This is a genomic window from Anaeromassilibacillus sp. SJQ-5 (assembly GCF_054108045.1).
The window spans coordinates 3,237,235-3,263,859 of the sequence record NZ_JBPJWQ010000001.1 but is presented as its reverse complement, the minus strand read 5'-3'; the positions used below and the strand labels follow the sequence as shown (position 1 = coordinate 3,263,859).

The following is a 26,625-nucleotide window of genomic DNA, read 5'->3' as shown; positions in this document are numbered from 1 at the left end:
CAAATGGCGTGGTATGATGAAGGGGAAGAATAGGCACACTATCCATAGGATCGCCGTGATGGGATTGTGGAAGGAGTATGCCATATGAAACGGGTGCGGGGAATCGCTGCGGCGCTGGCGGCGGCGTTTTGCGTTTGTCTGGCCTCCTGCCGCCCGGCGGAGGGTTCCCGGGCGGAAGACAAGCATCCGGCCCCGCCCTACGCCGGCGTTACCGTCCGGCCGGCGGGGGATGCGGTCGAGGTGGACTGGAAGGCGGGGGACGTGGTAAAGCTGGAGTTTTACACCCAGCCGCCGGGCCGGGAGGCTGCTTCCCGGGTGCTGACCGACGCCAAGCGGCTCAAGCGCGCGCTGTCCCTGCTGACCCGCATGACGCTGCACGACAATGCGCCGCAGGATTGGGGCGAACGGAACGGCACGGCTTTGATTCTGGAGTTGACGTACCGGGACGGCACGGTAAGGACGGTGGCCTATTTCGATGGGTGCCTACGCATCGAGGGCGAGGCGCCGCCCCAAGGCGGGCGGTGGCTGACGGTGGAGGGCAGGCCGGATCTGGCCGCGCGTATGCAAACACTGTAAATGACCGGCGGATGTATCCATCCGCCGGCTTTTTACGCTGGATTTATAAAGGCCAAGCGGCCGCTTACGATGGTTCTTCTAGTTCTTTTCGTCCGGATACATGGCCGCGTGGAGGGCGGCGATATCCACCTTTCCCTGCTCGTAGGCTTCTTGCAGGGTGAGCACCTCGTCGCGGGTCACCACGTATATGGCCAGGCTATACGGCGCCATCTGCCCGCCGGTGAAGGTATAGCCGCCGATGTCCTCGCTGTACGGTTTGCCGTCGAGCTGTGCGTCCCAATGGGCCCCCATATGCTGGCGGAACACGGTGTAGGATATCCCGTCATACAGCACTGGAACGGTTTCGGTGAACGCCGCCCGTTCGTACATGCCTTTGGGCCAGGCACCTATTTTCTCCAGGTGATCGAACAGTCGACCCGCCATTTCGCCGCGCGCGCCGGGCGTCGAGGGATTGGTCACGGAGGCGGGGGGCTTGCCGGTGGTCTTCACTTGTGGGCCCGGATTGGTGGTCTGAACCGTGCAGGCTTCGATGCGCAGGGCGTTGACCTGCGGCGGATAGGTTTCCATAATCCGCCCGTCGTAGTAGACGGTGATACGATCGCCCGCTTCGAAGACGGGGGCGCCCTTCGGCGCGGAGACATGCACCCGCTCCCCCGCGTACTTGAAATCGGCTTCCGGCCTGACCATATAGGAGCCGTTCAGGCTTTCGAGAATCGTCGCGTAGAAAAAGGGCGTCTGCACGGCCGATGTGGCGGTTGTCGGCAGCGCGGCGGAGGAGCCGCCGGCTCCCCGCCGTTCTTTGGGGAGCATCCGCCACACGTCCGCCGCCTGCACGCTGCCGGCCGCCACCGCGTCTTCCAGGGTGGACACCCGGTCGCTCCACACGATATACACCCCCAAGGGTGAGGGGCTGTATATCGCGGGGCTGAGGAACGTATAGCCATCCAGCAGGATGGAGTGAACCGCGTCGTCCCCGGGGCCGGCGTACGTAACCACCGCGTAGTCGCCGCAGGTGCCCAGCAGGCCGAACGCGTCGGCCGACCAGGGCTCCCCGCCGTTTTCCGCCCAGTAGGCGGCGAAGGCCGCCCGGATCCGGGAATCTTCCATACCGGTGGAGGACTCCGCCTCCCCCGGCCCTATTCCGGGCTCCTTCGGCAGACTGCCCGCCACATAGGGGATGGTAAAGGCCGCCAGCGCGATGAGCACCGCCGCGCAGGCGGCTCCCGCGGCGATCCACGCCCTGACGGGCTTCTGATCTTCTGGAAGGAATCGTTCGCAGGAGGTGTAGCGGCCCACGATGTCCGGCTTTTCGGGCAGCGTCAACCGGACGTCGCCGCGCAGGCGCTCCTTCCAGCCTTGTTTATCCGACATGTGTTTCCCTTCTTTCGCCTTTATCCAATTGCTCGTAATACCGTTTGAGTTTTTTCTTCCCCTCCGAATACCGCCAGAGGACGGTACCATAGGGAATATCCAGATACCGGGCGATTTCGGTGAGCTTCAGGCCGGCGAACACGTGAAGAACCACCACGGGATATTCGCCGGCGGAGAGCACCCGCAGCGCTTCGCCGACGAGCATGGTCTCCAGGCAGCCGGTTTCCGTCCCGCCGGCCGCGGGCAGGGCGTCGGGCTCCTCCTCGTCCATCGTGTCGTAGTGGGCGCGCCGCAGCTGCCAGCGGGCCACATTGCGGGTGACGCCGAACAGCCACGCCCGCCCGTTGGTGCCCGGCCGGTACCGGCCCGCGCAGGTCTGCACTGTCAGGAACACTTCCTGCACCGTATCCTCCGCCAGCGCCGTATCCCCCGTCAGGGACGCCGCCAGTAGAAAAACCGGCTGATAATAGGCCCGATACAGCTCGGCCAGGGCGTTGGGATCGCCTGCCGCAACGGCCGCCAGGCCGGCCTCCAGTTCCGCTTTGGTCATCAGCACCGCTCCTCCCGCCCATCTGGGCCAACCTCTGCAGAGTCGAGGGGATCGGAGCCGATCCCCTTCATCTATATATGATACCAGAAAGCCGAATCCTTGGGTGTTTACGGGAACAAAATAAAAAACGCCTGCGAAAATTTCCGCAGACGTTGCTTGCAAAGGGTGCCGGATCCTTTATAATAAATACAGGGAGGGGATAGGATGCCGGATTGTGAACAGAAACATTGTCCGTACTGCGGTCACTCCCTGCCTACCGGGACGTCCTTCTGCCTGCACTGCTGCAAAAGGCTCGTCCAAACCCGCCGGCCGTTGAATCGAAAGCCGTTTCCAGGGGCGCTGCCCCTCTCCGCCGGGGCGCTGCTTCTGGCGGGCTGTGTGCTGACGGTCCTGCTTGTTCGGGAATCGCCGTCCGGCCTCCCCGTCGGGGCCGCCTCACAGCCACCCTCTGCCAGCCAGGCACCGTCCGAAAACAGCGCGTCAGGCGGCTTGACCCCGCCGGCGGAGCCGCCATCCCAGCTGTCGTTTTCGGGCTCCGAAGCGTCTGTTTCGCCCAGTCCCCCTCATTCCGTATCTGGCTCCGCGCCCGCTTCCTCGTCATCGACGGGCTCTTCCGCCGTGATAAACCGGACAGGCTATTACGGCGAAGTCGTCACCAACGCGTACCGGCTGGAACAGGCAATTAAATCCTTGATCCGCCAGGAAGACAGTGGACTCTACGTGCCGTCCGCTATGTACCGGCCGGACATTATGGCCACCGATCCCCTGTATACCAAGTTTATGGCCTCCTATGAAACCGATTTGCGGGTTCTGAAGGTAAACACCTCCCGGCCGGCGGATTTTACCGCCTTGTATGGGAATCACTGGTATACCTATGAAATCCGCTGGAAGGAAAAACCGCTGCTGAGCGTTGTGCTGGAGAACACAAGCGGCTTTGTCCAATTGGACAGCGACGGTTCTTATACCGACCGGGCTTTAGAGCCGCTGCTGATGTTCTATGCCTATCGGGTGATTACTCAGAGCAATCCGGCGCATAGCAGCAGCTTCGACATCTATACAGCCATGCTGAAAACCCGCCCGCTCATTTGGAACGATCACGCCCAGGACTACCTCTGGGCGGAGGACTCCGCTGCCTTCTTGGGCAGCGCGCCCTATTGCCTGGAAATAACACAAGAGGGTTATTTCCACCAGTACGAATTGTATCTAGACGGTGAAAAAACCAGCGACGTCCGGCACCGTCTGTATTTTTGCCCTGCCGATCGATACAAGGGCGGCGCGGCAAAGCCCTCCTCCAGCGCACCGGAAAAGACGTGGGCCCATCTGACCGCCGAGGCCGGGCTGCGTCAGGCGCTGGCCGCATGCCCGTGTGAGATTCTAAAGCGCGAAGAGCTGAAAAACGGCCGGTATCGGTATACGCTGACGCACCGCACGGAAAAGAACCCGTTTACCATGGAGTTCTCCGTGTATGGGGATTACGTGCGCTTTACCATCGAGCAGCGCATCCTCTATCGGCTGGAGGCGGTCGGTTCGCCCGGCTGGGCCGCCGCCCGCGCCCGTATGGATACCATGCGCAGTGTCGCGGCGGAAATCGCCGCTCGGATAACGCCGGACTATACGGAAAATATTTCCGCCTATTTGCGCGCGGATTCCAGCGGCCGCCAAAAGCTGACAAGAGGCATGCTGGTGCAGACGCAGCAGTACCCGCCCGTGGACAGCGCTAAGGACCTTAGCTGGAATCCGGACGATATGGACAAGGACGGGTATGTCACCTCCCGTCATATCATTGAGCTGTATCTTTACTAGGCCCTGCTTGGAAAATAGACAGTATTCTGGATTTTCCAAACAGAGCCTAATCCAGCGGCTTCTCCCCCACATCGTCCAGGGCCTGATTGCAAAGCAGCACACTCTGGTGCGTATGCAGGGCCCGAATCAGTACGGCGTCCCGCCGGATTTTCGGGTACAGCACCGGATATTGGCAGAATTTTAAGCAGCGCTGGCATTCCTCCAGCGTCAACTGCATGGCCAGTGCCAGGCGCAGGATCTTATCCCGGGCAGGGAATTTCTGCCCCGCGAAAATCGCGTAGGCATAGCTGGTGTGAATATCCGCGGCTTTGATGACGTCCGCCCGTTTCTTCCCGCGGCTTTCCACCAGCTCCGTCAGATATTGTCCCACGGTTTGATGGACAAAGCCGTCCCGGTTTTCCTCCAGATAGCTTTCCATATGCAGATCCGCCTGCTGCAGCTCCAGCAGCATATCGTCTGTGGCCCGTTCCAGCATGTGGCTCCCTCCTGCGGCAATACTGTATAAAATTATAGCGAGACGGTGACGAGAATGCAACCATGGCTCGATTGGTTCCAAGCCGAATATGAGGACGTGCGGATACTCAAGCAGACCGCCGCCTCCCGCATCGGCCTTTGCCGTCACAGAAAAACGGGCATGGAGCTGGTGCGGCTGGATCTGGAGAATACCAACGAGGAGGTTTATCGGCGGCTCCTGCCGTTGGAGCACCCCTGCCTGCCGCGGATTTATGAGGTGCGGGCGGACGGAGACCGGCTGATCGTTCTGGAGGAATTTGTGGACGGCGTCACCCTGGCCCAACGGATGAAGCAAGGCGCTGTATCTGGGAAAGAAGCGCGCCGCTATATGCTGGGGCTCTGCGACGCCCTGGAAATCCTGCATGACGCCTGCATAGTCTATCGGGATATCAAGCCGTCCAACATCCTGATAACCAACGACGGAACGATTACCTTGATCGATTTTCACATCTCCCGTATACGCAGCGGCTTTCAGGAGAGAGACACGCAGGTGGCCGGCACGGTGGGATACGCCCCGCCGGAGCAATTTGGACTGTCCGCGACCGAGCCGCGGGCGGATATCTACGCCTTGGGCGTTCTGTTCAACCAGATGTTGAGCGGGGAGCATCCCTCCGTCCGGATGTGCCGGGGATACCCCGCCCACATGGTTCGAAAATGTACGCGCACGGATGTGGAATCCCGGTATCCTTCCGTTGTCTCCCTGAAGAGAGCCTTGCTGCTTTGGCCCGCCTTCCTTCCCAGATAAAAATCAGTGACCGACTTCCTTCCAGCGCATAGAATGGAATGAGCTCGGAAGAAAGGAGGTCACCGATTATGTGCCTGAAGAACCTGTTTTGCGGCCTGGACTGCACGTGGATCCTGTTCATCATCATCCTGATTCTGCTCTGCGACGACAACGATAGCGGATGTGGATGTGGTGAGGCGCGCGGCTGTGGCTGCGGCTGCTGATTCTTTTCCTCCTCCATAACGGGGAACAGGGGCGCGGTAAATACCGCGCCCCTGTTCCCCGTTTTTAAATCAGCTGTTTGTTCATCCACTTGCCTCGGAAGAACCGGATGGCGAAACACAGGATGCGGAACGCCCAGTCGATGGTCATGGCGATCCAGACTCCCAGCACCCCCATCTGGAGCCCCTTGGCCAGCAGGTAGCTGAACCCGATGCGGAACACCCACATGGAGACGATGGACACCGTCATGGTAAAGCGGACATCCCCCGCGGCCCGCAGCCCGTTGGGCAGCACGAAGGAGGCGGGCCACAGCAGGATGGTGCACGCGATGCAGTACAGCATCAGCTCCCGGGCCAGCGCCGCCGTGGCGGGGGAGGGGTTGTAGATGCCGATGACCACCGGCAGCAGGGCGAGCATCACCAGATTGAGCGCTCCCATGGCCAAATAGGCGAGGCCGGTGAGCTTCAGCGTATATCGTTTGGCCTCCTCCTGCCGCCGGGCGCCGATGCACTGGCCTACCACCGTCACCATGGCGAGGCCGATGGCGGTACCGGGGATTTGGGGGAAGGCGGACAAGCTCATGCCGATGGCATTGGCGGTGGTGGCCGTCAGGCCGAAGGTGGCCACCAGCCCCTGGGTCATCAGCCGGCCGATCTGGAACATACCGTTCTCCAGGCCGGTGGGCACCCCGAATTTCAGGATATTCTTGATCATCTCGGGCTGGAAATCCAGCTTAAACACGGCCTCCAGCTGGATGACATGGGGCTTGAAGCGCAGCAGGCAGGTGATGAGCACCGCCCCCACCATGCGGGCGAACAGGGAGGCGATGGCCGCCCCCGCCACCCCCATATGAAAGCCGAAAATCAGCAGGGCGTTGCCGGCGATGTTGATGGCGTTCATCAGGGTGGAGGTGAGCATGGAGACCTTGGAATTGCCCATGGAGCGGTAAAGCGCCGCCCCGGCGTTATAGACGGCCAGGAAGGGATAGGACAGGGCCGACCAGAAAAAATACACCCGGCAGTTATCCATCACCTCCGGCTCGATTTTCCCGAAAATCAGATCGAGGATGGGGTTTCGTCCGATGAGGCAGACGGCCATAATAAACACCGACATAGCCGTGGTCACCAACAGCAGCTGCTTGGCGGCGACATTGGCCCGCTTGTTGTCCTCCCGCCCCAGGTACTGGGAAGCCACGATCGCCCCGCCGGTGGCCAGGGCGGAAAAGATGTTGATGAGCAGGATATTGATAGCGTCCACCAGGGACACGCTGGACATGGCCGCCTCCCCGGTGCTGGCCACCATGATGGTGTCGGCCATGCCAATGGTGACCGCCAGGAATTGCTCCACAATCAGGGGTAAAATCAGTTTGCGCAGATCCTTCGCCGTAAACATGCCGCCGCCCTCTTTCTCAAACCTTAATGATAGAGGAAGACCGCCGCGAATGCAAGCGCTAAAGCGACAAAAAATGCGAAAATACGCGAAAAAATCGGCGCGCCGTATGGGCGGCGGGTGAAAAAGTGGGAAAAGTTAAGAAAAAACCGCGGGGTTTTTGCAAATCGGCGCCTCCCGCCGTTGCGATGGCCGGGAATCCTGTGGTATACTATTCCATACCATCAAACAAGGAGGGCTGCGCCGTGAACGTCCAAGTCGGGGACATTCTGGAAATGAAAAAAAACCACCCCTGCGGGGCCAATCGCTTCGCCGTACTGCGGGTGGGGATGGATTTCCGCATCAAATGCGAGGGCTGCGGCCATGAAATGCTGGTGCCCCGCCTGAAAATCGAGCGGCACATCAAACGCATCCACCGCCAGGACGACACCCTCTAGCCGGCCCTGTATACAAGTTGTAAATATAACCAGAATTATACGGAGGCCAATATGCTGGATAAATTGAGCGAAGTGGAAAAACGATATGAAGAAATCGAGCACCGGCTGTACGATCCGTCGGTGGTCGCGGACGTGGAGCAGTACCGCCAGCTGATGAAGGAAAGCGCCGCACTGCAGCCCATCGTGGAAAAATTCAGGGAATATACGGCGGCCAAGCGGTACGCCGAGGAGGCCCGCGGCCTGCTGGACGGGGGCGGGCTGGACAAAGAGATGCGGGAGCTGGCGGAGCAGGAGCTGGCGGAGAACCGGGAAAAGGCGGAGGCCTGCGCCGAGGAGCTGAAGCTCCTCCTCCTGCCCCGGGATCCCAACGACCAGCGCAACGTCATTGTGGAAATCCGGGCGGGCGCGGGCGGGGAGGAATCGGCCCTGTTCGCGAATTCACTGCAGCGGATGTACACCATGTACGCCGAGCGGCGCGGCTTCGGCACCGAGGTGATGAACCGCAACGAAACCGAACTGGGCGGCTGCAAAGAGGTCAGCTTTATGGTGACCGGTGACGGTGCATACAGCCGCTTCAAATTCGAAAGCGGCGTCCACCGGGTGCAGCGGGTGCCCGAAACCGAGGCGGGCGGCCGGATTCACACCTCCACCGCCACGGTGGCGGTGCTGCCCGAGGCCGAGGAGGTGGAGCTGGAAATCAACCCCGCGGATTTGCAAATCGACACCTACCGCTCCAGCGGGGCGGGCGGCCAGCACATCAACAAAACCGAATCGGCCATCCGGATCACCCACCTGCCCACCGGCACGGTGGTGGAATGCCAGGACGAGCGCAGCCAGTTCAAGAACAAGGATAAGGCCATGCGGGTGCTGCGGGCCCGGCTGTTCGAGCGCAAGCAGCAGGAGCAGGACGCCGCCATCGCGGCGGATCGCCGCTCCCAGGTAGGCACCGGGGATCGCAGCGAGCGGATCCGCACCTACAACTTCCCCCAAGGGCGGGTGACGGATCACCGCATCGGCCTGACCCTCTACCGTATCGACGCGATCATGGACGGCGATTTGGACGAAATCATCGACGCGCTCATAACCGCCGACCGGGCGGAAAAACTACAGGCGGCGGGTGAGGGACAATGAGCGGCGAAACCCTGCGTCTGACCGACGCGCCCGCGGATTTGCGGCGGGCGGCGGAGCTGCTGCGGGCCGGGGAGCTGGTGGCCATTCCCACCGAGACTGTCTACGGCCTGGCGGCGGATGCCCTGAACGGGCGGGCGGTGCGGAAGATTTTCGAGGCCAAGGGCCGCCCCATGGACAACCCGCTCATCGTGCATATTGCCGACATAAGCGACTGGGCGGCGCTGGTGACCCATATTCCGGAGAAGGCCCGGGCGCTGGCCGCCGCCTATTGGCCGGGCCCGCTGACCATGATCCTGCCGCACGCCCCCTGCATACCGGACGAGGTGAGCGCCGGGCTGACCACGGTAGCCGTCCGCTTCCCCGCCCATCCGGTGGCGCGGGACCTCATCCGCCTGACGGGGCGGCCCCTCGCGGCCCCGTCGGCCAACCGCTCCGGCATCCCGAGCCCTACGACCGCCGCCCATGTGCTGGCGGACATGGAGGGGCGGATCGCCGCGGTGGTGGACGGCGGCCCCTGCGCCGTAGGGGTGGAATCCACAGTGGTGGATCTTTCGGGCGAAACGCCCCGGCTGCTTCGCCCCGGCGGGGTCACGCTGGAGATGCTGGAGGCTGTCGCGGGGCCGGTGGACGTGGACGAAGCGGTGACCCACGCCCTGCGGGAAGGGGCTGCGGCCGCCTCCCCCGGCATGAAATATAAGCATTATGCCCCGGCGGCCCATGTGGTGCTGGTCAAGGGATCTCCCGCCGCCTACGCGGCCTATGTCAACCGGCGGGGGGCCGCGTTCCCCGGCCGGGTGACGGCCATGTGCTTCGACGGGGAAGAGAGCGCGCTGACCGTGCCGTTCGTCACCTACGGGCGCCGGGAGGACGGAACGGATCAGGCCCATCGGCTGTTCGACGCGCTGCGGCGACTGGATGAACTGGGAGCCGAGGAGGTATACGCCGCCTGCCCGCCGGAGGACGGCGTGGGGCTGGCGGTCTATAACCGGATGCTGCGGGCGTCCGGATTCGAGGTGGTGGACGCGGATGAACCGGCCGGATAAGCTGTTTGTCCTGGGACTGACCGGCCCCACAGGGGCGGGCAAGTCCGCCGTGGCCGGCATGCTGGCCGCCGCCGGGCTGCCGGTGCTGGACGCCGACAAAATCGCCCGGGAGGTGGTGGAGCCCGGCTCCCCCTGCCTGGCCGCGCTGGCGCGGGCCTTTTCTCCCGACATCCTGCGCCCCGACGGAACCCTTGACCGCAAAAGGCTGGCCGCCCTGGCGTTTCAGGACGACGCCTCCGCTAAAAAGCTGAGCGCCGTCACTCACCCGGCCATTATCGCACGCTCCCTCGCCCGGCTGCAGGAGTGGGAGGCGGCGGGCTGCCGGGCGGCGGTGGTGGACGCGCCGCTGCTGTACGAAAGCGGCATGGACGCCATCTGTGGCCTGGTGGCGGCGGTGATCGCCCCGGAGGACTTGCGTCTGAAGCGGATTCTCGCGCGGGACGGCATCACCGAGCAAGAGGCGCGGCGGCGGATGGCCGTGCAGCCGGACGAGGCCTTTTATCGGGCCAAGGGTGCCCGGCTGCTGGTCAACGACGGCGATTTGGCCGCCCTCAGGCGGCAGGCGGACGCGCTGCTGGCCTGTATAAACCATCGGACATAAGACAGAAAGGGGTCCGGCCGTGAGCAAGGCAAAAACCGAAAATAAAAAGCGCGGCGGGCTCTCCATCCTGCTGGAGCTGCTGCTGCTGGCGGCGCTGGTCGTCGGTACGGGCTTCTTGCTGCGGGAGGGCTATCACCGCTATATGAAGGCGGCCTATCCCCTGCAGTATGACGAGCTGGTCGGCCGCTTTTCTCAGGAATACGGTATCGAGCCGTCCCTGGTGTACGCCGTCATCCGCACCGAAAGCGGGTTTGACCCTCAGGCGGTATCCTCGGCGGACGCCCGGGGCCTGATGCAGCTGACCGCTGACACGCTGGACTGGGCGGTGAGCAAGTCTCCGGGCGCCGAGCCGGTGGGCGGGGAGGATTTGTTCCGCCCGGAGGTGAATATTCGCTACGGGGTGTATGTCCTCAAGCTTCTGGGGGAACAATTTAAGGAACCGGACACGGTGCTCGCCGCCTACAACGCGGGTATGGGCAACGTGCGCCGTTGGCTGAAGGATCCGGCGTACTCGCAGGACGGCGAAACCCTGACCGCCATCCCGTTTGAGGAAACCCGGAACTATGTGCAGCGGGTGCGGGACGCTCAGGCGATGTACCGCGAGCTGTACGATATGGCGTAAATACAGCCGCTTCAAGCGGCATTTGGAAAGGAATGTGTGTCGACATGGCGGACAAGAACAAGGAACAAACAGCGGCCGACAAGCTGCGGGAGGAGCTGTGCTACGCGCCCACCCAGGCGGCCAAAACCCTCAGCGAGGAGGAAATCGCCAAGGCGGACGCCTATTGCGAGGAGTATAAGGCCTTTATCGACGCGGCCAAGACCGAGCGGGAGGCGGTGGAAACCGCTATCCGGGAGGCGGAAAAGGCGGGCTTCGTCCCCTTTGACCGGACCGCCGCGCTCAAGCCGGGCGACCGGGTGTATTACAGCAACCGGGATAAATCCCTGCTGCTCGCGGTAATCGGCAGCCGGCCGATTACCGACGGGGTGTCCATCGCGGCGGCCCACATTGACTCTCCCCGCCTGGATCTCAAGCCCAACCCCCTGTACGAGGACAGCAATCTGGCCTATTTCGACACCCACTATTACGGCGGAATCAAGAAGTACCAGTGGACGGCCATTCCCCTGGCCCTGCATGGGGTCATCGTCCGCCGGGACGGCACCACCGTGCAGGTGCGGGTGGGCGAAGACGACGGGGATCCCGTCTTCTGCGTCACTGACCTGCTGCCCCACCTGGGCACCGAGCAGATGAAGCGCCCCGCCACCGAGGTCATCAAGGGTGAGGATCTCAACCTGCTTATTGGCTCCCGCCCCTTCCGGGACGATGAGGGCAGCGATCTGGTCAAGCTGAATATCCTGAAGCTGCTTCATGAGAAATACGGCATTGTCGAGGCCGACTTCCTGTCGGCGGAGCTGGAAATCGTGCCCGCCTTCCGGGCGCGGGATCTGGGCTTTGATCGGAGCATGATCGCGGCCTATGGCCACGACGACCGGGTCTGCGCGTATCCTGCGCTGACCGCCCTGCTCGCGTTGGACGTCCCGGCCTACACCGCTGTGACCATCCTGGCCGACAAGGAGGAAACCGGCTCGGAGGGCAATACCGGCATGCAGTCCGCCTTCCTGCGGTATTTCATCGCGGACATTGCCGCCGCCTTTGGGCAGGAGGCCCGCCATGTGCTGACCAATTCCCTGTGCCTGTCGGCCGACGTCAACGCGGCGCTGGATCCCATCTATCCCGAAGTAATGGAGAAGCGCAACTGCGCTCAGCTCAACCAGGGCGTGGTGCTGACCAAATACACGGGCTCCCGCGGCAAATCGGACACCAATGACGCCTCGGCCGAGCTGATGGGGCAGATCCGCCGCATCATGGACGACAGCGAGGTCGTCTGGCAGATCGGGGAGCTGGGCAAGGTGGACGCCGGCGGCGGCGGCACTGTGGCCAAGTATATCGCAGATTTGGACGTAGACACGGTGGACATGGGCGTGCCGGTGCTGAGCATGCACGCCCCCTACGAGGTAGTCTCCAAAATCGACGTGTATATGGCCCACCGAGCGTTTTACGCCTTATTAAACCGTCAATAAAAAAGAAGCGGCCGCGCAGCGCGGCCGCTTCTTTTTTTGCTCTTATCCCCAAAGCTCCTGGATTTTGCGGTTGACCCGCTCCCGCATGGCCAGCACAGCCTGCGAGGTGCGGGGGTACTCTTTGAATTTCACCGCGCCGTCCTGCTCAAGCAGCGCCACGATCGCCTCATGAGGCAGCTTCTGCTCCAGCAGCTGGAGCGCCCGCAGATCCTGCAGCCCCTCGTGGAACACCAGCTGCCGGATGGAGGGCACCGGCTCCCCGTCCGGGCCGGGATATACCAGGAAGGCGTCCCCCGCCGGGAAAGCGTCCTCCGCCCCCGTCTCGGCATACGGGTCGATCGGCCGCTTGGAAAGCATGCTGTACCAGAAATTATAGCCCCACTGTAGGAACCCCTCGATGTGGTACTTGAACAACTGCGCCCCCAGAATCCGATTGCGCGCCGACGGCATGGCCATGAAGCGATTGCTCACATCCTCCCCCTGCCCGCAGCAATAGTAGGTCCACAGATGCTCCACCCCATGATCCAGGAAGGTGTCCACATGGTTATTGGCGGGAATGGGATGCTTCACCAGCCCCTTTTCATAGAAGGCATAGTCGGACAGCGCGTCAATGACCGGGTATTCGCCGCCCAGGGCCTCGTCCACCACCGCCGCCGCCCGGCCGTAGCTTTCCAGCGCGTCCATGCTCGGCTCATCGGACACGTGGAAATAGCAGCGGGACAGTCGGTCGTTCGCCCGTAAATGCGCCTGGAGCGCCTCCAGAAACGCCTTCAGGAAGCCCGTGTACTCTGCCGACGCCGCGTCGGTGTCCCACCCAAATATCTGTTTGACCTCGCCGTCCACGTCGGCCAAAATTTTGGGCGCCGCCGTGGCCCCCCACTGAGTAAACAGATGGGAGATCTCAAAGTACTGGATGCCGGAGGCTTCCGCCATTTCCATGTAGCGATCCAGCTTGTCAAAGCCGAAGCGCACCTCCCGGCCACGCACCGTCACATCGACCAGCTGCACGGTGGGCCGCTCCCCGCCCACCGCCGTGTCCAGCGGCGGGGTAAACACCGGCGTCAGCAGCAGGTTGATGCCATACGCCGCCGCGTTCTTCATATACTTGCCGAGAATGGTCCAGTGCTCCTCGGAAAGCGGCTCCACTCCGTACCAGGTGGCCAGACAGTCCGCGTGGAACCATTCGGTATGTACCAGCGTCTGGGGGGGAAGCGCGGCGCCGATGACCTCCACCCGGAACGTCGCCTCGGCCTGCTCCTCTCCCGCCGTCAGCCGCACCGTCACCACGCTCTCTCCAGCGGGGGCGTCATCCGGCACCACGAAGGATACCCACAGGCAGCGCCACTGCCCGCTGAGCACCCGCAGTTCCCCCTTGTGCGGAAAAAGCGGATCGGGGTACAGCCCCGGCTTGGTGCTAAGATACTGCCCGTCCCCCTGGCCATAGCAGGGGAGCGCCACCGGCGCCTGTCCCACGTCGTACAAATCGGCCTCGCCGCTGAAGGGCAGCTGAGCCCGGGCGGCCACCAGCATCCGTGCGACCTGCGTGGAACGGCAGGCCACTTGAAAATTCACCCGTTCCCCTCGCAGGGCGGTCACGCCCGCCGTCCCGCCGGCCGGCAGTTCCTCGTCGGCAAACACCTTTTGCAGGGAGTCGAGTACTCGTATGTCCATCCCCATTGTCCACATCTCCTTATCCGCTACAGTAAATCCCACAGTATGGCTCAAATTATAGCAAATTCTCTACGGCGGGGATTGACACTTTCGGCCAGGATTGTATCCGATTCGGCCAGTTTTTTTGTTGCGCTTTTTTCCTATTTCTGCTATGATGGTAGCTATGGAAACCCGTCCGGCGGCCGACTGCCGGAGAAAGGAAGATCTCTATGGCGTTTGTGAAGGAATTGCTGGCCGCCTGCGCGGCGGAAGGCTATCGGATAGATGAAAAAGCGGGCACCGCCAGCGGCGTGGCCTCCGGCATCGCTTTTCTAGCCCGGGTGGAGCCCGGCACCATCGAAATGTCGGTCAACATCCCCGCCGACCACCTGCCGAAGCTGCAGGCCGGCATTGCCGCGGCCAGTCCCGCTTATGCGGCCGCCACCGTGGTGCATCATAATTTCGGGGTGCTGTTAACCCTGCCCGGGACGGACGGCCTGTCCCCCGAGGAATATACCGCGCTTATCCGCATCGCCGCCGTCGAAGCTACCAAGCTCATCGGCGTGGCCTATGACGATAAGTTCGACCGGGACGGAGAGCCGGTCTCCGCCTACATCCGGGGCTTTTTCGGCGCGCTGCTGGGCGCGGTGGTCGGCATTATCCCCTGGGTGCTGGTCAGCAGCCTGCTGCACATCACCTCCTGGTATCTGGGCGCGCTCATCAGCGTTGCCTCCTTTTACGGCTACTGCTATCTGCGGGGCGCCCACAGCACCCGCTACGCCGTCACCCTGATCGTCGTCTTCTCCCTGGGCGTCATGGTGCTGCCCGGCGTCGTAACCCAATGCATCTACGTCATGCAGGAGGGCGCCGCGTTTTGGGATGCCCTGGCCCTTGCCTTTCAGCCCCAGGTGCTGATAAGCAATCTGGCCTCCATGGGCTTCGGGCTGCTGGCGAACATCGCCGGCCTGCTGGCTATCAAGAACCGGGTGCTGTCCTACACCCATGAGGCCCAGTTCCTCCGCCGCCCCCGCAAGCCGAAATTCTGATCGCCCGCCGCGTTAAGCGGGTATCGATAGGCAAAAAGGCCATCCGCACAGCGGACGGCCTTTTTGCAGTTCTTTTCCGTTTGCATGGGCGTTTCCCGGAGCTGGTACCGCCTGTTCCGGCACTCCGCCGTCTCCTCTACTCGTTGGCCTCGATGACCCGCCGGCACAGCTCTCCCAGATCCGCCAGGGAGGCGATTTGCCCGGCCTCGCCCCGGAAGCCCGCCGCCCCTTTAAGCCCCCGCATGTACCAGGCCGCGTGCTTGCGCGCCTCCCGAAGGGCCACTCGCTCTCCCTTGAGGGATACGGCCAGCTCGATCTGCCGGTACAGCACCGCCATGCGGCTGGACACCGGCGGCGGGGGCAGCTCCTGCCCGTGGTTCAGGTAGGCCTCGATTTGCGCGAACAGCCAGGGCGCGCCTAATGCCCCCCGGCCCACCATCACCAAGTCGCAGCCCGTCTGCTCATACAGGGCGGCGGCCTCCCGGGCCGTGGTGACGTCCCCGTTGCCGATGACCGGGATGCCCACCGCCTCCTTCACCGCGCGGATGATATCCCAATCCACCGGCGGGGCGTACATCTGATCCCGGGTGCGGCCGTGCACCGTCACCGCCGCCGCCCCGCCAGCCTCCACCGCCCGGGCCACCTCCACCGCGTTGACGCAGTCGGGGCCGTAGCCCTTGCGGATTTTGGCCGTCACCGGCACCGGCACCGCCCGGGCCACCGCCTGCACGATCCGCCGGCAGAGATCCGGCTCCCTCATCAGGGCGCTGCCGCAGTGGTTGCCCGCGATTTTCGGGGCGGGGCAGCCCATGTTGATGTCGATGACGTCGGGCCGGTATTCCATGGCCAGCACGGCCGCCCGGGCCATGATGTCCGGATCGTCCCCGAACAGCTGCACCGCCGCCGGCCGTTCCTCGTCGTCCAGCCGGAGCAGCTCCCGGCTTTTCGCGTCCTGAAAGCACAGCCCCTTGCAGCTGACCATCTCGCCTACCACATATCCCGCGCCGTAATCCACGCATATTTTCCGAAAGGCCCGGTCGGCCACCCCCGCCATGGGGGCCAGCGCCGCCCTGCCCTGGATCTCCACTGTCCCTATCCGCATCGCTCCGGCCTCCTTCGCCTTATCCTCATTATACCGGAATCGACGCGCGCGGGCAAGTCATGACCACCCGTAAAACGGGTGGCATGAAGGAGCCCTAGAAGGGCATAGGAAGGCCAGCGCCTAAAAGACGCTGGCTTTCACTATGTTCAAGCCGTAGTGGACTGACTACCGGCTACCCTTGAAAGGGTCGTCGTATTCTTTGGTAGTCAATTTGTCTTCGAGCATATCCTGCTTTTCCTGCTCTCGGATATATTTCTTGATGGTTGCCTCATTCAGTCCAACGGTACTCACGTAATACCCGGTTGCCCAGAAGTGCCTGTTGCCGAACTTGTACTTCAGATTCCCGTGTTTTTCAAAGATCATCATTGCCGATTTCCCTTTCAAGTACCCCATAAAGCTGGAGACGCAATATTTCGGCGGTATCGACAACAGCAGATGCACATGGTCGGGCATCATATGCCCCTCCAATATCTCCACACCCTTCCATTTGCACAAATCCCGAATATACTGCTGTATATCCACTCGTAATTGGTTGTAGATGATCTTTCTTCGATACTTCGGACTGAACACGATGTGGTACTTGCATACCCATTTTGAATGTGCTAAACTTTGTGCCATAGAGCAACACCTTTCCTTCTTTTTTGACGGCTTGAACATCGTCATTATACCAGGAAAGGTGTTGCTCTTGCTTAAGCCCACAATCCCACCCGCCTAGCGGGCGGCTTTTTGTAGGGGCCACCGCTTCGCGCTGTCCCCTACATGCTTAAGCATAGCTAAAAACCGCCCGGACAGCTTGACTGTCCGGGCGGCTATAAATAGTATAGATCTTAAGCCAGCACCACCTCGTGGCCAGAGGCGGCGGATTCGTAGGCGGCCTGCAGGATGGTCATCAGGGCCACCCCGTCCTCCGCCGGGGCGCGGCAGGCTGTGCCGCCCTCCACGCAGGACACGAAGTGACGGATTTCGTTCTCAAACAGCCCGTCGAAGCTCAGCGCCGTGCCGGTGGCGATGGTGGTATTGGTCATGTACCCCGCCTGCTGGCTGTACAAGGTCAGTTCCGGATCCAGCTTGGCGCCGGCCTTGGTGCCGAAGAGCTCAATTTTCCCCTCATCCTTTTCGATGTTCAGGCTGAAGCTGGCCTCGATGGACAGCACCGCGCCGTTGTCGAACCGGATCATCACGCTGGCCATATCCTCCACGTCGAACACTGGCTTCTCCTCGGTGGTGGAGGACTGATACGCGTCGCCCTTCTTGATGCCGGGGCGATCCCCTAGTTTCTGGAAGGTAGCGCCGTAGACCGACACGGGCTTCGGATTGCCCATCAGATACCGCACCAGGTCAATGACATGCACCCCCAGGTCAATAAGAGGGCCGCCGCCGGAACGGGATTTATCCCCAAACCAGCCGCCCGGGCAGCCGTTGCGGCGCAGATAGGTGGCCTTGGCGTAATACAGATCGCCGAAATACCCCTCATTGATGAAATCCTGCACCACCGCGCAGTCGTTGCCGAACCGGCGGACGAACCCGATCATCAGCAGCTTGCCGCTGCGCTTCGCCGTGTCCCGCATGGCCTCGGCCTCTGCCACATTCATGGCCATGGGCTTTTCGCACAGCACATGGAGACCCGCCTCCAGCGCCGCAATCGTACAAGGGGCGTGGGCCGCGTTCCAGGTGCAGACGCTCACCGCGTCCAGCTCCTCCTTCGCCACCATGTCCTTCACGTCGGTGTACAGCCGGGTCACCCCGTGCCGCTCGCCCTTTTCCTTCAGCCGCTCCTCGTTGATGTCGCAGAATGCGGCCAACTCCACCCGGGGATCGGCCTTATAGCCGGCAATGTGCATCTCGGCAATGCTGCCCACGCCGATAACGCCCACCTTGATTTTCTTTTCCATATGCTTTGCTCCCCCTTATCGAATCAGCGATTGCAGGAAGTTGACCGCCAGACGGATGTCTCCCTCCGGATCGTCCCCGACCTCCCGCTCGATGGTCAAATAGCCCGTATAGCCGATGTCGTTCAGCGCACTTAAGTATGCGGGGAAATCCACGTCCCCCTGGCCCAGCGGCAGCTCGATGAAGGGCGCCTCCGCAAAATCCAGCGTGCCGTTGTAAATGGTCTCCGGGTTGACACGGCGGAGCATCCGGCCGTCCTTGGCATGGGTGTGGACGATGTACTCCTTGAGGTTGTGGACGGCCTTGACCGGATCGTCCCCCGCCACCATGACCAGATTGGCTGGGTCGAGATTGACCGCCACGCCGGTGGAATGCAGGGTGTCCAGGAAGGTCTTGAGAACGGCAGACAGCTCGGGTCCGGTCTCGATGGCGAAATGGGCCCGCAGGCTGTCGGCGTAGGCCGCCAGCTGGCCGCAGGCGTCCTGCATGATCCGGAAGGTGTCGCAGTCGGTATCCGCGGGCACCACGCCAATATGGGTGGTCACCACGTCAGTCTCCAAATCCTTGGCCAAATCCAGAATGCGCTTGGATCGCTCGATGAGTTCTGGATTCTTCTCCGGGTTGGCAAAGCCCTGGCCCAAATCGCCGCACAGCGCGGAGATGGTCAGCCCCCGGGACTTGCACATGTCGAGGAACTCCCTCCGTTTCTGCGGGGATAGGCTCTCGGGGGAAAACGCGCCGCTCGTGGCATACACCTGCAGCCCGGACGCCCCCACCGCCACTGCTTTATCAAGCGCGGTGGTCAAATCGGTGCGGAAGGAATCGAGAATCACGCCGATGGAAAAAGGATACATAACGCGGCACTCCTTTACTGCTTCAAATATTGACACTTTCTACTGCTCATTATATACTCAAGATAAGGGATGTAAAGGAACAAACTTGTCTTGTCGTAACAAAATATTGCGATTTGTGATAGCCTCAAAATAGCCACACGTTTAGGAGGCGCGGGATGCAGAAGCAGATTTATGAAAAGCATATCCATGACGATCCGGATTTTCCTTTCTTTTTTCATGTCCGCATGCAGGCGGTGCCGTATTCCCCCGACCTGTTTCACTGGCATGAGAGCATCGAGCTGCTGTATGTCCTCGAGGGGACGCTGCGGGCCGTGTGCGGGGAGGAAGTCGTGACCGCGCGGGCGGGGGACTTGGTGATCGTGCCGCCCAACGCCCTGCACGCCGTCTGCGCGGACGGAGCCCCCGCCGTGTACCACTGCCTGATCGTGGACAAATCCTTCTCCGATGGGCTTAAGCTCTATCTGTCGGGCATGCGGTTCCGCCCCTGCGCGGCCAGCCCCGAGGCCGGGGAGCTGTTCGGGCGGATCGCGGCGGAGGTGACGGAAAAGCGGGCGCTTTACAAGCTCAGCGTGCGGTCCTATGTCATGGCCCTGCTGGTCTTTCTGTGCCGGGACTGCCGCGTCGCGGGGGAGGAGGAGCTGCCCGGGCGGGGCACTCATAAAATCGAGATGGTCAAGACCGTCATCGAATATCTGCGCCTGCATTTTGGGGAGGATCTGTCCATTGAGGACCTCTGCGGGGTGGTGGGGTTCAGCAAATACTACCTGTGCCACGCGTTTCGGCAGATTACCGGCAGCACGGTGGTGGATTATCTCAACAGCCTGCGCTGCTCCCACGCGCTGCAGCTGCTGTCCTCCGGCGAATACACGGTGGGGGAATGCGCGGAAAAATGCGGGTTCCACAACCTCTCCTATTTCGCCAAGGTGTACCGCCGGTACCGGGGATGCTCCCCCTCCGATGAGCTGGGAAAGGCCTCCGTAGCCACATAAAGTCGAAAAAAGCGCATACAAACGACGCTTTTTTCTGCTTTTTCCTCGTTGGAGCGCTCAAAAGCGAAAATTCCCGGCCCCTTTCAAACGGTTTTAAAAGGGGCCGGGATTCTTCTGAGCACGATATTGCTTTTTATGACAAAGCGCGATCAGGGCAGGACATTTCCGGCGGCCCGGTATATCGCGTACCATTCCGGCCGGGTGAGCTCGACGTCATAGGCGGCGGCGATGTCCTTCAGACGCTCCGGCTTGGTGGTGCCGACGATGGGCTGCATCCCGGCGGGATGACGGAGAATCCAGGCAATCACCAGGGCCTGGGCGGAGACGCCCTTCTGGGCCGCCAGCTCGTTGAGGGCCTGGTTCAGCGCGGGGAACTGGGGGTTATCCAGGTACACGCCCTCGAAAAAGCCGTACTGATAGGGGGACCAGGGCTGGATGGTAACGCCGTTCAGGCGGCAATACTCCAGCAGGCCACCGTCATGATCGACGGAGGGCGGATTGGTCATGTTGACGTTGAGGCCGCTGTCGATCATGCCGGTGTGCATGGGGCCGAACTGAAGCTGGTTGAACAGGAGGGGCTGGCGCACCGCGCGGCGCAGCAGCTCCATCTGGCCGGGATTCTGGTTGCTCACGCCGAAATGGAGCACCTTGCCCTGGGCCTCCAGCCGATCGAAAGCCTCGGCCACCTCCTCCGGCTCCATCAGGGTATCGGGCCGATGGAGAAGCAGCGCGTCCAGGTAATCGGTATGCAGGCGGCGCAGACTGTTATCCACCGCATCGAGAATATGCTCCTTGGAAAAATCGAAGTAACCGGGGCAGATGCCGCATTTGCTCTGCACCCGCATCTTCCCCCGCAAGGCGGGATCCTTTTCCAGTACCCGGCCGAACAGCTCCTCCGACCCGCCGCCGCCGTAAATATCCGCGTGATCGAAATAGGTCACGCCGCAGTCCAGGGCGGTGCGCACGAGGGCATCCGCCTGCCCAACATCCAGCTCCGCCAGGTGCATACAGCCCAGGGCGATGGCCGAGACCTCCAGGCCGTTTTGGCCGCCCACTTGCAATGTTTTCTTCATTCTAATGACTCATTCCTTTCCAGAAACCGGGGAATTGTGCCGGTTTCGCTTGCGAAATTCCCGCCTTTGGCGGGAAAGGCACAAAACCCGTTTGAAAGAAAGGCATTCGCCTTTCTTTTATACGTTTTGTAATAACAGCCTGTAAGTTTACAAAATCCCGCCGGACGGCGGGATTTTGGCTTCTTATTTGATAAAGGTGAAGAGCTTGCCGATAACCGGCAGGGGCGTCCGCTCGCCCTTGGCGGCGTGGACGATGCCCAGGATGACCATAGCCGCCACCAGCAGCCACAGCAGGGTGGCAATCAGGCTGAACACCCAGCCCACAAACGGAATCCAGTGGAAAACGCCCAGAATGGAGGCGACAATGCTGACCGCGATGTCGAAGATGCAGAGGATAATGCCCTGATTGGTATGAAATTTCACATCCTCGTTGTCCTTCTCGACGAAGAAGCCCAGGATAAACAGGATGCCGATATAATCCAGGATGGTAATCAGCTTGACGGTGGAATTGTTATTGTTCATAGTCGCAGCGCTCCTTTATCCAGTATGTATAATAAGCCGGAAATATACCATTAAGGGAGAAAGAAAACCTGCTCTAGGCGGGGCTGGGCGCCGGTGCAGGGGTCCATCTCCATGACCATGACGTCCTTCATATACGCGTTCCAGCGATCCACCACCGGGCTGCCGGCCTGCACGCGGGCAGCGTATTCCACCCCTTTTTCACACTCGTAATAGCCGAACAGGTCGTTGCCCACGTTCCAGATGGTGTAATTGGAAATGCCGGCCTCTTTCAGCACGGCCTTAAGCTCTGGCCACAGCGCAGCATGGCGGCGTTTGTATTCCTCCAGCTGGCCGTCCAGCACCTGGGCCTTCCAGGCATAACGCTCCATAGGTCATCTCTCCTTACCTTTCAATGGAATTATTATAGCAGGTTTGCCGCCAAAAAGAAACGGGGGAATGTAAATTCCGGGTGAACTTCCTCTTAAGATTTTCGAGCGGACGGCGCAAAACGCCAGGAACCCCGAGCGGCCTAGGGCCGCCCGGGGTTCCTGTATTCTATGGGCTTATGGGGGGCAATTAGAAGGTGACGTCGGTGCCGTAGTACGCGCAGGTCAGGACACCGAGCATCTCCTCGTCGCTGACCGGACGGGGATTGGAGGCGGTGCAGGGATCCAGCACCGCGTTGTGGGCGATGGCCTGGCAGTGGGCCTTGAAGTCTTCCTCGGACACGCCGTTCGCCTGGTAGGTCTGGGCGATACCCAGTTTGGCGTTCATGGCGCGGACGGCCTCGACCAAAGAATCGGTCAGCTGTTTATCGGTGGCGCCGGGCAGGCCCAGCGCGCGGGCGATCTGCGCGTAACGGGACATGCAGACGCGGGAGTTGAACTGAATCACGCTGGGCAGCAGGATGGCGTTGCAGCAGCCATGAGGAATGTGGAAAATCGCGCCCGTCTTATGGGCCAGGCTATGCGCGATGCCCAGCAGGGCGTTGGAGAAGGCCATGCCGGCCAGGCACTGGGCGATATGCATGGCGCCCCGGGCTTCCTTGTCGCCATGATAGGAATCGATCAGGTTGTCAAACACCGAGGAAATCGCCTGGAGGGCCAGGGGATCGGAGAACTCCGACCGGGCGGTGGCCACATAGGCCTCAATAGCGTGCGTCAGCGCGTCCATGCCGGTGTGGGCGGTGAGGGTCTTCGGCATGGTCTGGGGAATATCGGTATCCAGGACAGCCACATCGGGGGTGATTTCAAAATCAGCGAGCGGGTACTTGATACCGGTGGAATAATCGGTGATGACCGAGAACGCCGTCACCTCAGAGGCGGTGCCGCTGGTGGAGGGCACGGCCACAAAGATAGCCTTGGTGCGCAGGCGGGGCAGGGAGAAGGGCTCTTTGATGTCGTCAAAGGTTTTCTCCGGGTACTCATAGAACACCCACATGGCCTTGGCGGCGTCCATGGGCGAGCCGCCGCCGATGGCGACGATGACATCCGGCTCGAATTCCCGCATGGCCTTGGCGCCGTCATACACCCGCTCGATGGAGGGATCGGGCTCCACGCCGTCGTACAGCCGGGTTTGCAGGCCCGCGGCCTTCAGGATATCCTCCAGCTTCTGCAGAAAGCCGGTCTTTTTCATGGAGCTGCCGCCGGTGACGATGAATGCCTTCTTGTAGCCTTTGAGATTTTTCAGTTCCTCCATAGCGCCGGGACCAAAGTACAAATCGCGGGGTAACGTGAAGCGTGCCATAAGCGAACGTCCTCCTTATGTATGATAGTTTATCGGTCGATCGAGTCGTTAATAATTTAACAACTCGATTTGTTATTATTTTAACACTCTCTAGAAAAAATTGCAAGCGGTTGACACACTATTAAAAATTTTTTCACAATTGTATGTTAAGGCGCTCCAGGGAAAACGAACGCTGGCCCCGTTAAACGCGGAGAAATTCCGGGAGATACGGGACAGAGGGCTTTCCTCCTGCCGGGTTGTGGCCAAAAACGGGGATTCCATCTGGATAACCGAGGAGGAAAACCGCGTTATTTTGAAAAAAGAGGAAATCCGCCGCGCCACGAAAACATGGTTTCACGAGAACCCAGCGGTGAAATTGGAGGTCATCGAACCCGCGTAAGCAAAACCGCCCCCGCGTCCGGAATTGGACGCGGGGGCGGTTGTTTGTGTCAGCCTTCCGGTGCCTTGGTGGTCGTGGCGGCGGGGGTGCTGGTGGTGGCCGGGACGCTGGTGGTGGTCGCGCCGGCCTGAGTGGTACCCGCCGGCGGGTTGGCGGCGGGAGAGCCGCCGCCATGGACGTTGCAGGTGCCGGGGATGTTGTCGCTCTTATACACACCAGTCGCTTTGGGGCAGCCGGCGGTGGCGATGAGGCCGGTCTGGGTGCAATACTGCAGCTCTTGGGTGTTGCCCTTCTTGTCGAAGGATTTCGGCTCCAGGCCTTTATGCAGGGCCTTCATAGCCTGGCTCCACAGCTTTTTGGCATACAGGGTCTGGGAGCTGTTGAGGCTCTTATTATAGTCGTAGCCGAACCAGGAGGCCCCCACGTAGTAAGCGGTGCCGCCGCAGAAATACACGTCCTTATCGTCGCTGGTGGTACCGGTTTTGCCGAAGACCTCCCACCCCTTCCACTGGTTGCCGACACCGTTGTAGCCGGTGCCCTTGGTGATAACCTGCTGGAGGATGCGGTTCATAACGTAGGCGGTGCCCTCGTCAATGGTCTGGATGTTCTGGGGGCCCTTTTGGAGCAGGATCTCCTTTTCACCGCCGGAGGCGGCACGGCTGACCTCGTAATAGGTATAGGGCTTGTTGTATTGGCCCCCGCCGCCGTACACGGCGTAGGCGGCGGCCATATCCCGGGCATACACGCCATCGGTCAGGCCGCCCAGGCCCATGGGGGCCAGGTCGATGTCCGAGACGATGCCCCGGTCGGTGGACCGGGATTTGACCAGGGTGGACAGATGCAGGGTGTTGGTGGCGAAATCAAAGGCCTTTTGCGGGGTGAGCTTCTCCACCACGCGGACAGCCACGGTGTTCAGGGATTCCTGCACGGCGTAGTTGAGCAGCACATTGCCGTTATCCGCGGCCTTTTTGCGGTAGTTGACCGGCCACTTCTTTCCGTTTACTTCCTTGAGCCAGGCGTCCCGCTCCAGGGAGGAGTAGTGAATCACATTATAGAAGATACCGGGGCCGTAGACGGATACCGGTTTCATGGAGGAACCGGGCTGCCGCTTGGACTGGGTGGATCGGTTGAGCACCCGGTCGGCGGTTTTCTCCCCACGGCCGCCGACGGTGGCCACCACGCGGCCGGAATAATCCATGATGAAGATGGCGGCCTGGGGATCCTCTTTATCTTTGGCGATGGATTTGGGGAAATTCTTTTCGTTGGCGTAAATTTCCTCCACGGCCTTCTGCTGGGCGGGCTTTTCTGCGGAGCGGATGGTCAGGCCGCCGTGATACACCATGTTCTGGGCCATGCGGTAGGTATAGCCCTTGACATCCATGAGATCCGCGATGACGTCCTCCACAAGCAAATCCATGTAGTAGTCTTCCACGGCGGCGTGCTTGAGGCCGTTTTTAAAGTGCAGCTCCTCGCCGCGCGCCTGCTTATACTCTTCCTCGGTGATAAATTCCAGCTCATACATCTTCTGGAGCACCAGGCGCTGCCGGGCGCGGATGTTTTCGGGGCGGGTATACGGGTTGTATTTGCTGGGGTTCTGGGTAATGCTGGCGATGACGGCCGCCTCGGCAATGGACAAATCCCTCACGTCCTTGCCGAAATAATACTGCGCGCCCGCGCCCACGCCCACGATGTCACCGGTCAGGGGCAGGTTGTTCAGGTACGCCTCCAGGATTTCCGGCTTGGTATAATAATTCTTCTCCATCTCGATGGCGCGGAGAATCTCGGTGATTTTCCGCTCGATGCTGTGATCGTCGTCCTGGGTGGTGATTTTAATCAGCTGCTGGGTGATGGTGGATCCGCCGTATTCGGTGGAGCTGAAGTGGAAAATCAGGTTGGCGAAGGCGGAAATCGTCCGCTTCCAGTCCACGCCGTAATGATCGTAAAACCGTTCATCCTCGATAGCGACCACGGCGTCCTTCATGCACTGGGGAATCTCATCCCCGTCCACCCAAATGCTGTTGGTACCCTTGAGCTGCTGGAACACTTCCCATTCGCCCTTGTCGTTCTGCACCTCCACGGTGGTGGTGGCCTTCATGGACATCTGGCCCAGCTCAGTGGGAATGCCGTCGTTATCCTTGAAGTTGATCATCACGTACACGACCATCACGCAGCCCACCATGGTGGCGGTGATCACGCCGATGAGCAGGATGGTCATCAGGCACTTGAAGACGGCGGAGACAGCCTTCAGGGTATGGCGCACGGCGGGTTTTTTCATCACGGCGCGCCATTTTCCGGATTTGCGGGAATCAGCCATCTGTCTTGCCTCCTTACTCTTTAAAATACCGGGGGACCCGGCGGTATGTTACGGCAGGCGCGAACCCGCCGCACGGACTGGCTGAGGAAACATTTGGTCTTTCCCTATCTTATAGCACCGCAAGGAAAAAGTCAAATATCAAAACTGTAAGAGTTTCGACCCCTACGGATACAGCTTCGTAACCTTTTTGAGAAAGCGCCCCTGGATATTTTGCCCCAGATTGGGAAAGAATAGTAGGTGCAGAGAACTTTTTTATCAAAACAAAAGGCAGGCGGCCGGTTCCGGCCGCTCCGCCTGAGAAGGATGTGCTGGCATGAAAACGATACATCGCCGTCTGACCATATTGATTGCCGCGGCCGCGCTGTCCCTGGGCGCCATCACCACCCTGCTGCTCGTGGGGGCGCGGGGGCCCGCCGATCCGGCGTCGTCCACTTCGGTGCAGGCACTGTACACCATCGGGCAGTACGAGGGACAGGTGGCGGTATTCCTGGCGGGGCAGTCCCGGCCGGATCAGGTATTCGACGTCTATGTCGCCAGCCTGCCCGCCGAGGAGCAGGAGAGGCTGCACCAGGGAATCCCAGTATACGACGACAAGGAGCTGCAGCGACTGCTGGAGGATTACACCAGCTGAGGATCGGC

The 26,625-nt window shown here is 61.1% G+C and carries 27 protein-coding genes; 13 read left to right on the top strand and 14 right to left on the bottom strand.

The window, feature by feature from the left end; translation table 11 throughout:
* Nucleotides 1-84 precede the first annotated feature (84 nt).
* Complete coding sequence (locus tag ACSAMM_RS14125) at nucleotides 85-576, top strand: hypothetical protein (RefSeq protein ID WP_457791928.1); 492 nt, start codon at nucleotides 85-87, stop codon at nucleotides 574-576.
* A 78-nt stretch (nucleotides 577-654) separates the two neighbouring features.
* On the opposite strand, the gene ACSAMM_RS14120 is transcribed toward ACSAMM_RS14125, so the two are convergent.
* Both ACSAMM_RS14120 and ACSAMM_RS14115 read right to left on the bottom strand, forming a co-directional pair.
* Nucleotides 655-1,947, bottom strand: a complete 1,293-nt coding sequence (locus tag ACSAMM_RS14120) for a hypothetical protein (RefSeq protein ID WP_457791926.1) — start codon at nucleotides 1,945-1,947, stop codon at nucleotides 655-657.
* The gene (locus ACSAMM_RS14115) at nucleotides 1,937-2,497 is read right to left on the bottom strand and encodes an RNA polymerase sigma factor (protein WP_457791924.1); all 561 of its coding nucleotides are present in this window, start codon (nucleotides 2,495-2,497) and stop codon (nucleotides 1,937-1,939) included. Before ACSAMM_RS14115 ends, ACSAMM_RS14120 begins: the two co-directional genes overlap by 11 nt.
* A gap of 618 nt (nucleotides 2,498-3,115) precedes the next feature.
* On the opposite strand from ACSAMM_RS14115, the gene ACSAMM_RS14110 reads away from it, so the two are divergent.
* A complete protein-coding gene (locus tag ACSAMM_RS14110) occupies nucleotides 3,116-4,300 on the top strand; it encodes a hypothetical protein (protein WP_457791923.1) in 1,185 nt (394 codons plus the stop codon).
* Nucleotides 4,301-4,346: 46 nt separating this feature from the next.
* Here ACSAMM_RS14110 and ACSAMM_RS14105 read toward each other — a convergent pair whose 3' ends face one another.
* Entirely contained in the window at nucleotides 4,347-4,775 is a 429-nt protein-coding gene (locus ACSAMM_RS14105; protein WP_457791922.1) for a helix-turn-helix domain-containing protein, read from the bottom strand.
* A 54-nt stretch (nucleotides 4,776-4,829) separates the two neighbouring features.
* On the opposite strand from ACSAMM_RS14105, the gene ACSAMM_RS14100 reads away from it, so the two are divergent.
* Entirely contained in the window at nucleotides 4,830-5,558 is a 729-nt protein-coding gene (locus ACSAMM_RS14100) for a serine/threonine-protein kinase (protein ID WP_457791921.1), read from the top strand.
* 68 nt (nucleotides 5,559-5,626) lie between these two features.
* Nucleotides 5,627-5,761 carry a hypothetical protein gene (locus ACSAMM_RS14095; protein WP_457791920.1) on the top strand — a complete coding sequence of 45 codons (135 nt, stop codon included), beginning with the start codon at nucleotides 5,627-5,629 and terminating at the stop codon, nucleotides 5,759-5,761.
* 64 nt (nucleotides 5,762-5,825) lie between these two features.
* Here ACSAMM_RS14095 and ACSAMM_RS14090 read toward each other — a convergent pair whose 3' ends face one another.
* Nucleotides 5,826-7,151 carry an MATE family efflux transporter gene (locus tag ACSAMM_RS14090; protein WP_178725220.1) on the bottom strand — a complete coding sequence of 442 codons (1,326 nt, stop codon included), beginning with the start codon at nucleotides 7,149-7,151 and terminating at the stop codon, nucleotides 5,826-5,828.
* A 242-nt stretch (nucleotides 7,152-7,393) separates the two neighbouring features.
* On the opposite strand from ACSAMM_RS14090, the gene ACSAMM_RS14085 reads away from it, so the two are divergent.
* The 6 genes from ACSAMM_RS14085 to ACSAMM_RS14060 are packed head-to-tail and all read left to right on the top strand — an operon-like array spanning nucleotide 7,394 to nucleotide 12,442.
* Nucleotides 7,394-7,585 (top strand): DUF951 family protein, encoded by a 192-nt coding sequence (locus ACSAMM_RS14085; RefSeq protein ID WP_178725218.1) that lies wholly within the window; start codon nucleotides 7,394-7,396, stop codon nucleotides 7,583-7,585.
* Nucleotides 7,586-7,636: 51 nt separating this feature from the next.
* Entirely contained in the window at nucleotides 7,637-8,716 is a 1,080-nt protein-coding gene (gene prfA, locus ACSAMM_RS14080) for a peptide chain release factor 1 (protein ID WP_457791919.1), read from the top strand.
* Nucleotides 8,713-9,759, top strand: a complete 1,047-nt coding sequence (locus ACSAMM_RS14075) for an L-threonylcarbamoyladenylate synthase (protein WP_457791918.1) — start codon at nucleotides 8,713-8,715, stop codon at nucleotides 9,757-9,759. The genes prfA and ACSAMM_RS14075 overlap by 4 nt, the downstream gene beginning before the upstream one ends.
* Nucleotides 9,743-10,360 carry a dephospho-CoA kinase gene (gene coaE, locus ACSAMM_RS14070; RefSeq protein ID WP_457791917.1) on the top strand — a complete coding sequence of 206 codons (618 nt, stop codon included), beginning with the start codon at nucleotides 9,743-9,745 and terminating at the stop codon, nucleotides 10,358-10,360. Before ACSAMM_RS14075 ends, coaE begins: the two co-directional genes overlap by 17 nt.
* Before the next feature lie 19 nt (nucleotides 10,361-10,379).
* Nucleotides 10,380-10,982: a lytic transglycosylase domain-containing protein gene (locus ACSAMM_RS14065; protein ID WP_457791915.1), complete on the top strand. Its 603-nt coding sequence runs from the start codon at nucleotides 10,380-10,382 to the stop codon at nucleotides 10,980-10,982.
* Between the two features lie 44 nt (nucleotides 10,983-11,026).
* Nucleotides 11,027-12,442, top strand: coding sequence for an aminopeptidase (locus ACSAMM_RS14060; protein WP_178725208.1), 1,416 nt, complete (start codon nucleotides 11,027-11,029; stop codon nucleotides 12,440-12,442).
* Nucleotides 12,443-12,484: 42 nt separating this feature from the next.
* Here ACSAMM_RS14060 and ACSAMM_RS14055 read toward each other — a convergent pair whose 3' ends face one another.
* The gene (locus tag ACSAMM_RS14055; protein WP_457791914.1) at nucleotides 12,485-14,113 is read right to left on the bottom strand and encodes a DUF4091 domain-containing protein; all 1,629 of its coding nucleotides are present in this window, start codon (nucleotides 14,111-14,113) and stop codon (nucleotides 12,485-12,487) included.
* Between the two features lie 209 nt (nucleotides 14,114-14,322).
* Between ACSAMM_RS14055 and ACSAMM_RS14050 the strand changes: the two genes are divergently transcribed.
* On the top strand, nucleotides 14,323-15,138 hold the full coding sequence (locus ACSAMM_RS14050) for a hypothetical protein (protein WP_457791913.1): 816 nt from the start codon (nucleotides 14,323-14,325) through the stop codon (nucleotides 15,136-15,138).
* Nucleotides 15,139-15,274: 136 nt separating this feature from the next.
* Here the strand turns inward: ACSAMM_RS14050 and dusB are convergent, their stop codons facing one another.
* The 4 genes from dusB to ACSAMM_RS14030 form a co-directional block, all read right to left on the bottom strand.
* Nucleotides 15,275-16,240, bottom strand: a complete 966-nt coding sequence (dusB, locus tag ACSAMM_RS14045; RefSeq protein ID WP_178725204.1) for a tRNA dihydrouridine synthase DusB — start codon at nucleotides 16,238-16,240, stop codon at nucleotides 15,275-15,277.
* Between the two features lie 165 nt (nucleotides 16,241-16,405).
* On the bottom strand, nucleotides 16,406-16,858 hold the full coding sequence (tnpA, locus tag ACSAMM_RS14040) for an IS200/IS605 family transposase (protein WP_457790176.1): 453 nt from the start codon (nucleotides 16,856-16,858) through the stop codon (nucleotides 16,406-16,408).
* Nucleotides 16,859-17,067: 209 nt separating this feature from the next.
* Nucleotides 17,068-18,132 (bottom strand): Gfo/Idh/MocA family protein, encoded by a 1,065-nt coding sequence (locus ACSAMM_RS14035; protein WP_457791911.1) that lies wholly within the window; start codon nucleotides 18,130-18,132, stop codon nucleotides 17,068-17,070.
* A 15-nt stretch (nucleotides 18,133-18,147) separates the two neighbouring features.
* The gene (locus tag ACSAMM_RS14030) at nucleotides 18,148-18,984 is read right to left on the bottom strand and encodes a sugar phosphate isomerase/epimerase family protein (RefSeq protein ID WP_457791910.1); all 837 of its coding nucleotides are present in this window, start codon (nucleotides 18,982-18,984) and stop codon (nucleotides 18,148-18,150) included.
* A 155-nt stretch (nucleotides 18,985-19,139) separates the two neighbouring features.
* Between ACSAMM_RS14030 and ACSAMM_RS14025 the strand changes: the two genes are divergently transcribed.
* Complete coding sequence (locus ACSAMM_RS14025) at nucleotides 19,140-19,973, top strand: AraC family transcriptional regulator (protein WP_457791909.1); 834 nt, start codon at nucleotides 19,140-19,142, stop codon at nucleotides 19,971-19,973.
* A gap of 149 nt (nucleotides 19,974-20,122) precedes the next feature.
* Here ACSAMM_RS14025 and ACSAMM_RS14020 read toward each other — a convergent pair whose 3' ends face one another.
* From ACSAMM_RS14020 to ACSAMM_RS14000, 5 genes are all read right to left on the bottom strand, one after another.
* Nucleotides 20,123-21,046 (bottom strand): aldo/keto reductase, encoded by a 924-nt coding sequence (locus ACSAMM_RS14020; RefSeq protein WP_457791908.1) that lies wholly within the window; start codon nucleotides 21,044-21,046, stop codon nucleotides 20,123-20,125.
* A 183-nt stretch (nucleotides 21,047-21,229) separates the two neighbouring features.
* On the bottom strand, nucleotides 21,230-21,568 hold the full coding sequence (locus ACSAMM_RS14015; RefSeq protein ID WP_178725192.1) for a DUF4870 domain-containing protein: 339 nt from the start codon (nucleotides 21,566-21,568) through the stop codon (nucleotides 21,230-21,232).
* Nucleotides 21,569-21,618: 50 nt separating this feature from the next.
* Nucleotides 21,619-21,936, bottom strand: coding sequence for an L-rhamnose mutarotase (locus ACSAMM_RS14010; RefSeq protein ID WP_178725190.1), 318 nt, complete (start codon nucleotides 21,934-21,936; stop codon nucleotides 21,619-21,621).
* Nucleotides 21,937-22,123: 187 nt separating this feature from the next.
* Complete coding sequence (locus ACSAMM_RS14005) at nucleotides 22,124-23,293, bottom strand: iron-containing alcohol dehydrogenase (protein ID WP_178725188.1); 1,170 nt, start codon at nucleotides 23,291-23,293, stop codon at nucleotides 22,124-22,126.
* Between the two features lie 428 nt (nucleotides 23,294-23,721).
* Nucleotides 23,722-25,986, bottom strand: coding sequence for a transglycosylase domain-containing protein (locus ACSAMM_RS14000; protein WP_457791907.1), 2,265 nt, complete (start codon nucleotides 25,984-25,986; stop codon nucleotides 23,722-23,724).
* Nucleotides 25,987-26,299: 313 nt separating this feature from the next.
* Between ACSAMM_RS14000 and ACSAMM_RS13995 the strand changes: the two genes are divergently transcribed.
* Nucleotides 26,300-26,617: a BofC C-terminal domain-containing protein gene (locus ACSAMM_RS13995; RefSeq protein ID WP_178724400.1), complete on the top strand. Its 318-nt coding sequence runs from the start codon at nucleotides 26,300-26,302 to the stop codon at nucleotides 26,615-26,617.
* The last annotated feature ends 8 nt before the right edge of the window (nucleotides 26,618-26,625 follow it).

Bases quoted from the DNA above. Each gene is read 5' to 3' on its own strand.
- ACSAMM_RS14125 (WP_457791928.1), top strand. From the start codon at position 85: ATGAAACGGGTGCGGGGAATCGCTGCGGCGCTGGCGGCGGCGTTTTGC.
- ACSAMM_RS14120 (WP_457791926.1), bottom strand. From the start codon at position 1,947: ATGTCGGATAAACAAGGCTGGAAGGAGCGCCTGCGCGGCGACGTCCGG.
- ACSAMM_RS14115 (WP_457791924.1), bottom strand. From the start codon at position 2,497: ATGACCAAAGCGGAACTGGAGGCCGGCCTGGCGGCCGTTGCGGCAGGC.
- ACSAMM_RS14105 (WP_457791922.1), bottom strand. From the start codon at position 4,775: ATGCTGGAACGGGCCACAGACGATATGCTGCTGGAGCTGCAGCAGGCG.
- ACSAMM_RS14100 (WP_457791921.1), top strand. From the start codon at position 4,830: ATGCAACCATGGCTCGATTGGTTCCAAGCCGAATATGAGGACGTGCGG.
- ACSAMM_RS14095 (WP_457791920.1), top strand. From the start codon at position 5,627: ATGTGCCTGAAGAACCTGTTTTGCGGCCTGGACTGCACGTGGATCCTG.
- ACSAMM_RS14090 (WP_178725220.1), bottom strand. From the start codon at position 7,151: ATGTTTACGGCGAAGGATCTGCGCAAACTGATTTTACCCCTGATTGTG.
- prfA (WP_457791919.1), top strand. From the start codon at position 7,637: ATGCTGGATAAATTGAGCGAAGTGGAAAAACGATATGAAGAAATCGAG.
- ACSAMM_RS14075 (WP_457791918.1), top strand. From the start codon at position 8,713: ATGAGCGGCGAAACCCTGCGTCTGACCGACGCGCCCGCGGATTTGCGG.
- coaE (WP_457791917.1), top strand. From the start codon at position 9,743: ATGAACCGGCCGGATAAGCTGTTTGTCCTGGGACTGACCGGCCCCACA.
- ACSAMM_RS14060 (WP_178725208.1), top strand. From the start codon at position 11,027: ATGGCGGACAAGAACAAGGAACAAACAGCGGCCGACAAGCTGCGGGAG.
- ACSAMM_RS14055 (WP_457791914.1), bottom strand. From the start codon at position 14,113: ATGGACATACGAGTACTCGACTCCCTGCAAAAGGTGTTTGCCGACGAG.
- ACSAMM_RS14050 (WP_457791913.1), top strand. From the start codon at position 14,323: ATGGCGTTTGTGAAGGAATTGCTGGCCGCCTGCGCGGCGGAAGGCTAT.
- dusB (WP_178725204.1), bottom strand. From the start codon at position 16,240: ATGCGGATAGGGACAGTGGAGATCCAGGGCAGGGCGGCGCTGGCCCCC.
- tnpA (WP_457790176.1), bottom strand. From the start codon at position 16,858: ATGGCACAAAGTTTAGCACATTCAAAATGGGTATGCAAGTACCACATC.
- ACSAMM_RS14035 (WP_457791911.1), bottom strand. From the start codon at position 18,132: ATGGAAAAGAAAATCAAGGTGGGCGTTATCGGCGTGGGCAGCATTGCC.
- ACSAMM_RS14030 (WP_457791910.1), bottom strand. From the start codon at position 18,984: ATGTATCCTTTTTCCATCGGCGTGATTCTCGATTCCTTCCGCACCGAT.
- ACSAMM_RS14025 (WP_457791909.1), top strand. From the start codon at position 19,140: ATGCAGAAGCAGATTTATGAAAAGCATATCCATGACGATCCGGATTTT.
- ACSAMM_RS14020 (WP_457791908.1), bottom strand. From the start codon at position 21,046: ATGAAGAAAACATTGCAAGTGGGCGGCCAAAACGGCCTGGAGGTCTCG.
- ACSAMM_RS14015 (WP_178725192.1), bottom strand. From the start codon at position 21,568: ATGAACAATAACAATTCCACCGTCAAGCTGATTACCATCCTGGATTAT.
- ACSAMM_RS14010 (WP_178725190.1), bottom strand. From the start codon at position 21,936: ATGGAGCGTTATGCCTGGAAGGCCCAGGTGCTGGACGGCCAGCTGGAG.
- ACSAMM_RS14005 (WP_178725188.1), bottom strand. From the start codon at position 23,293: ATGGCACGCTTCACGTTACCCCGCGATTTGTACTTTGGTCCCGGCGCT.
- ACSAMM_RS14000 (WP_457791907.1), bottom strand. From the start codon at position 25,986: ATGGCTGATTCCCGCAAATCCGGAAAATGGCGCGCCGTGATGAAAAAA.
- ACSAMM_RS13995 (WP_178724400.1), top strand. From the start codon at position 26,300: ATGAAAACGATACATCGCCGTCTGACCATATTGATTGCCGCGGCCGCG.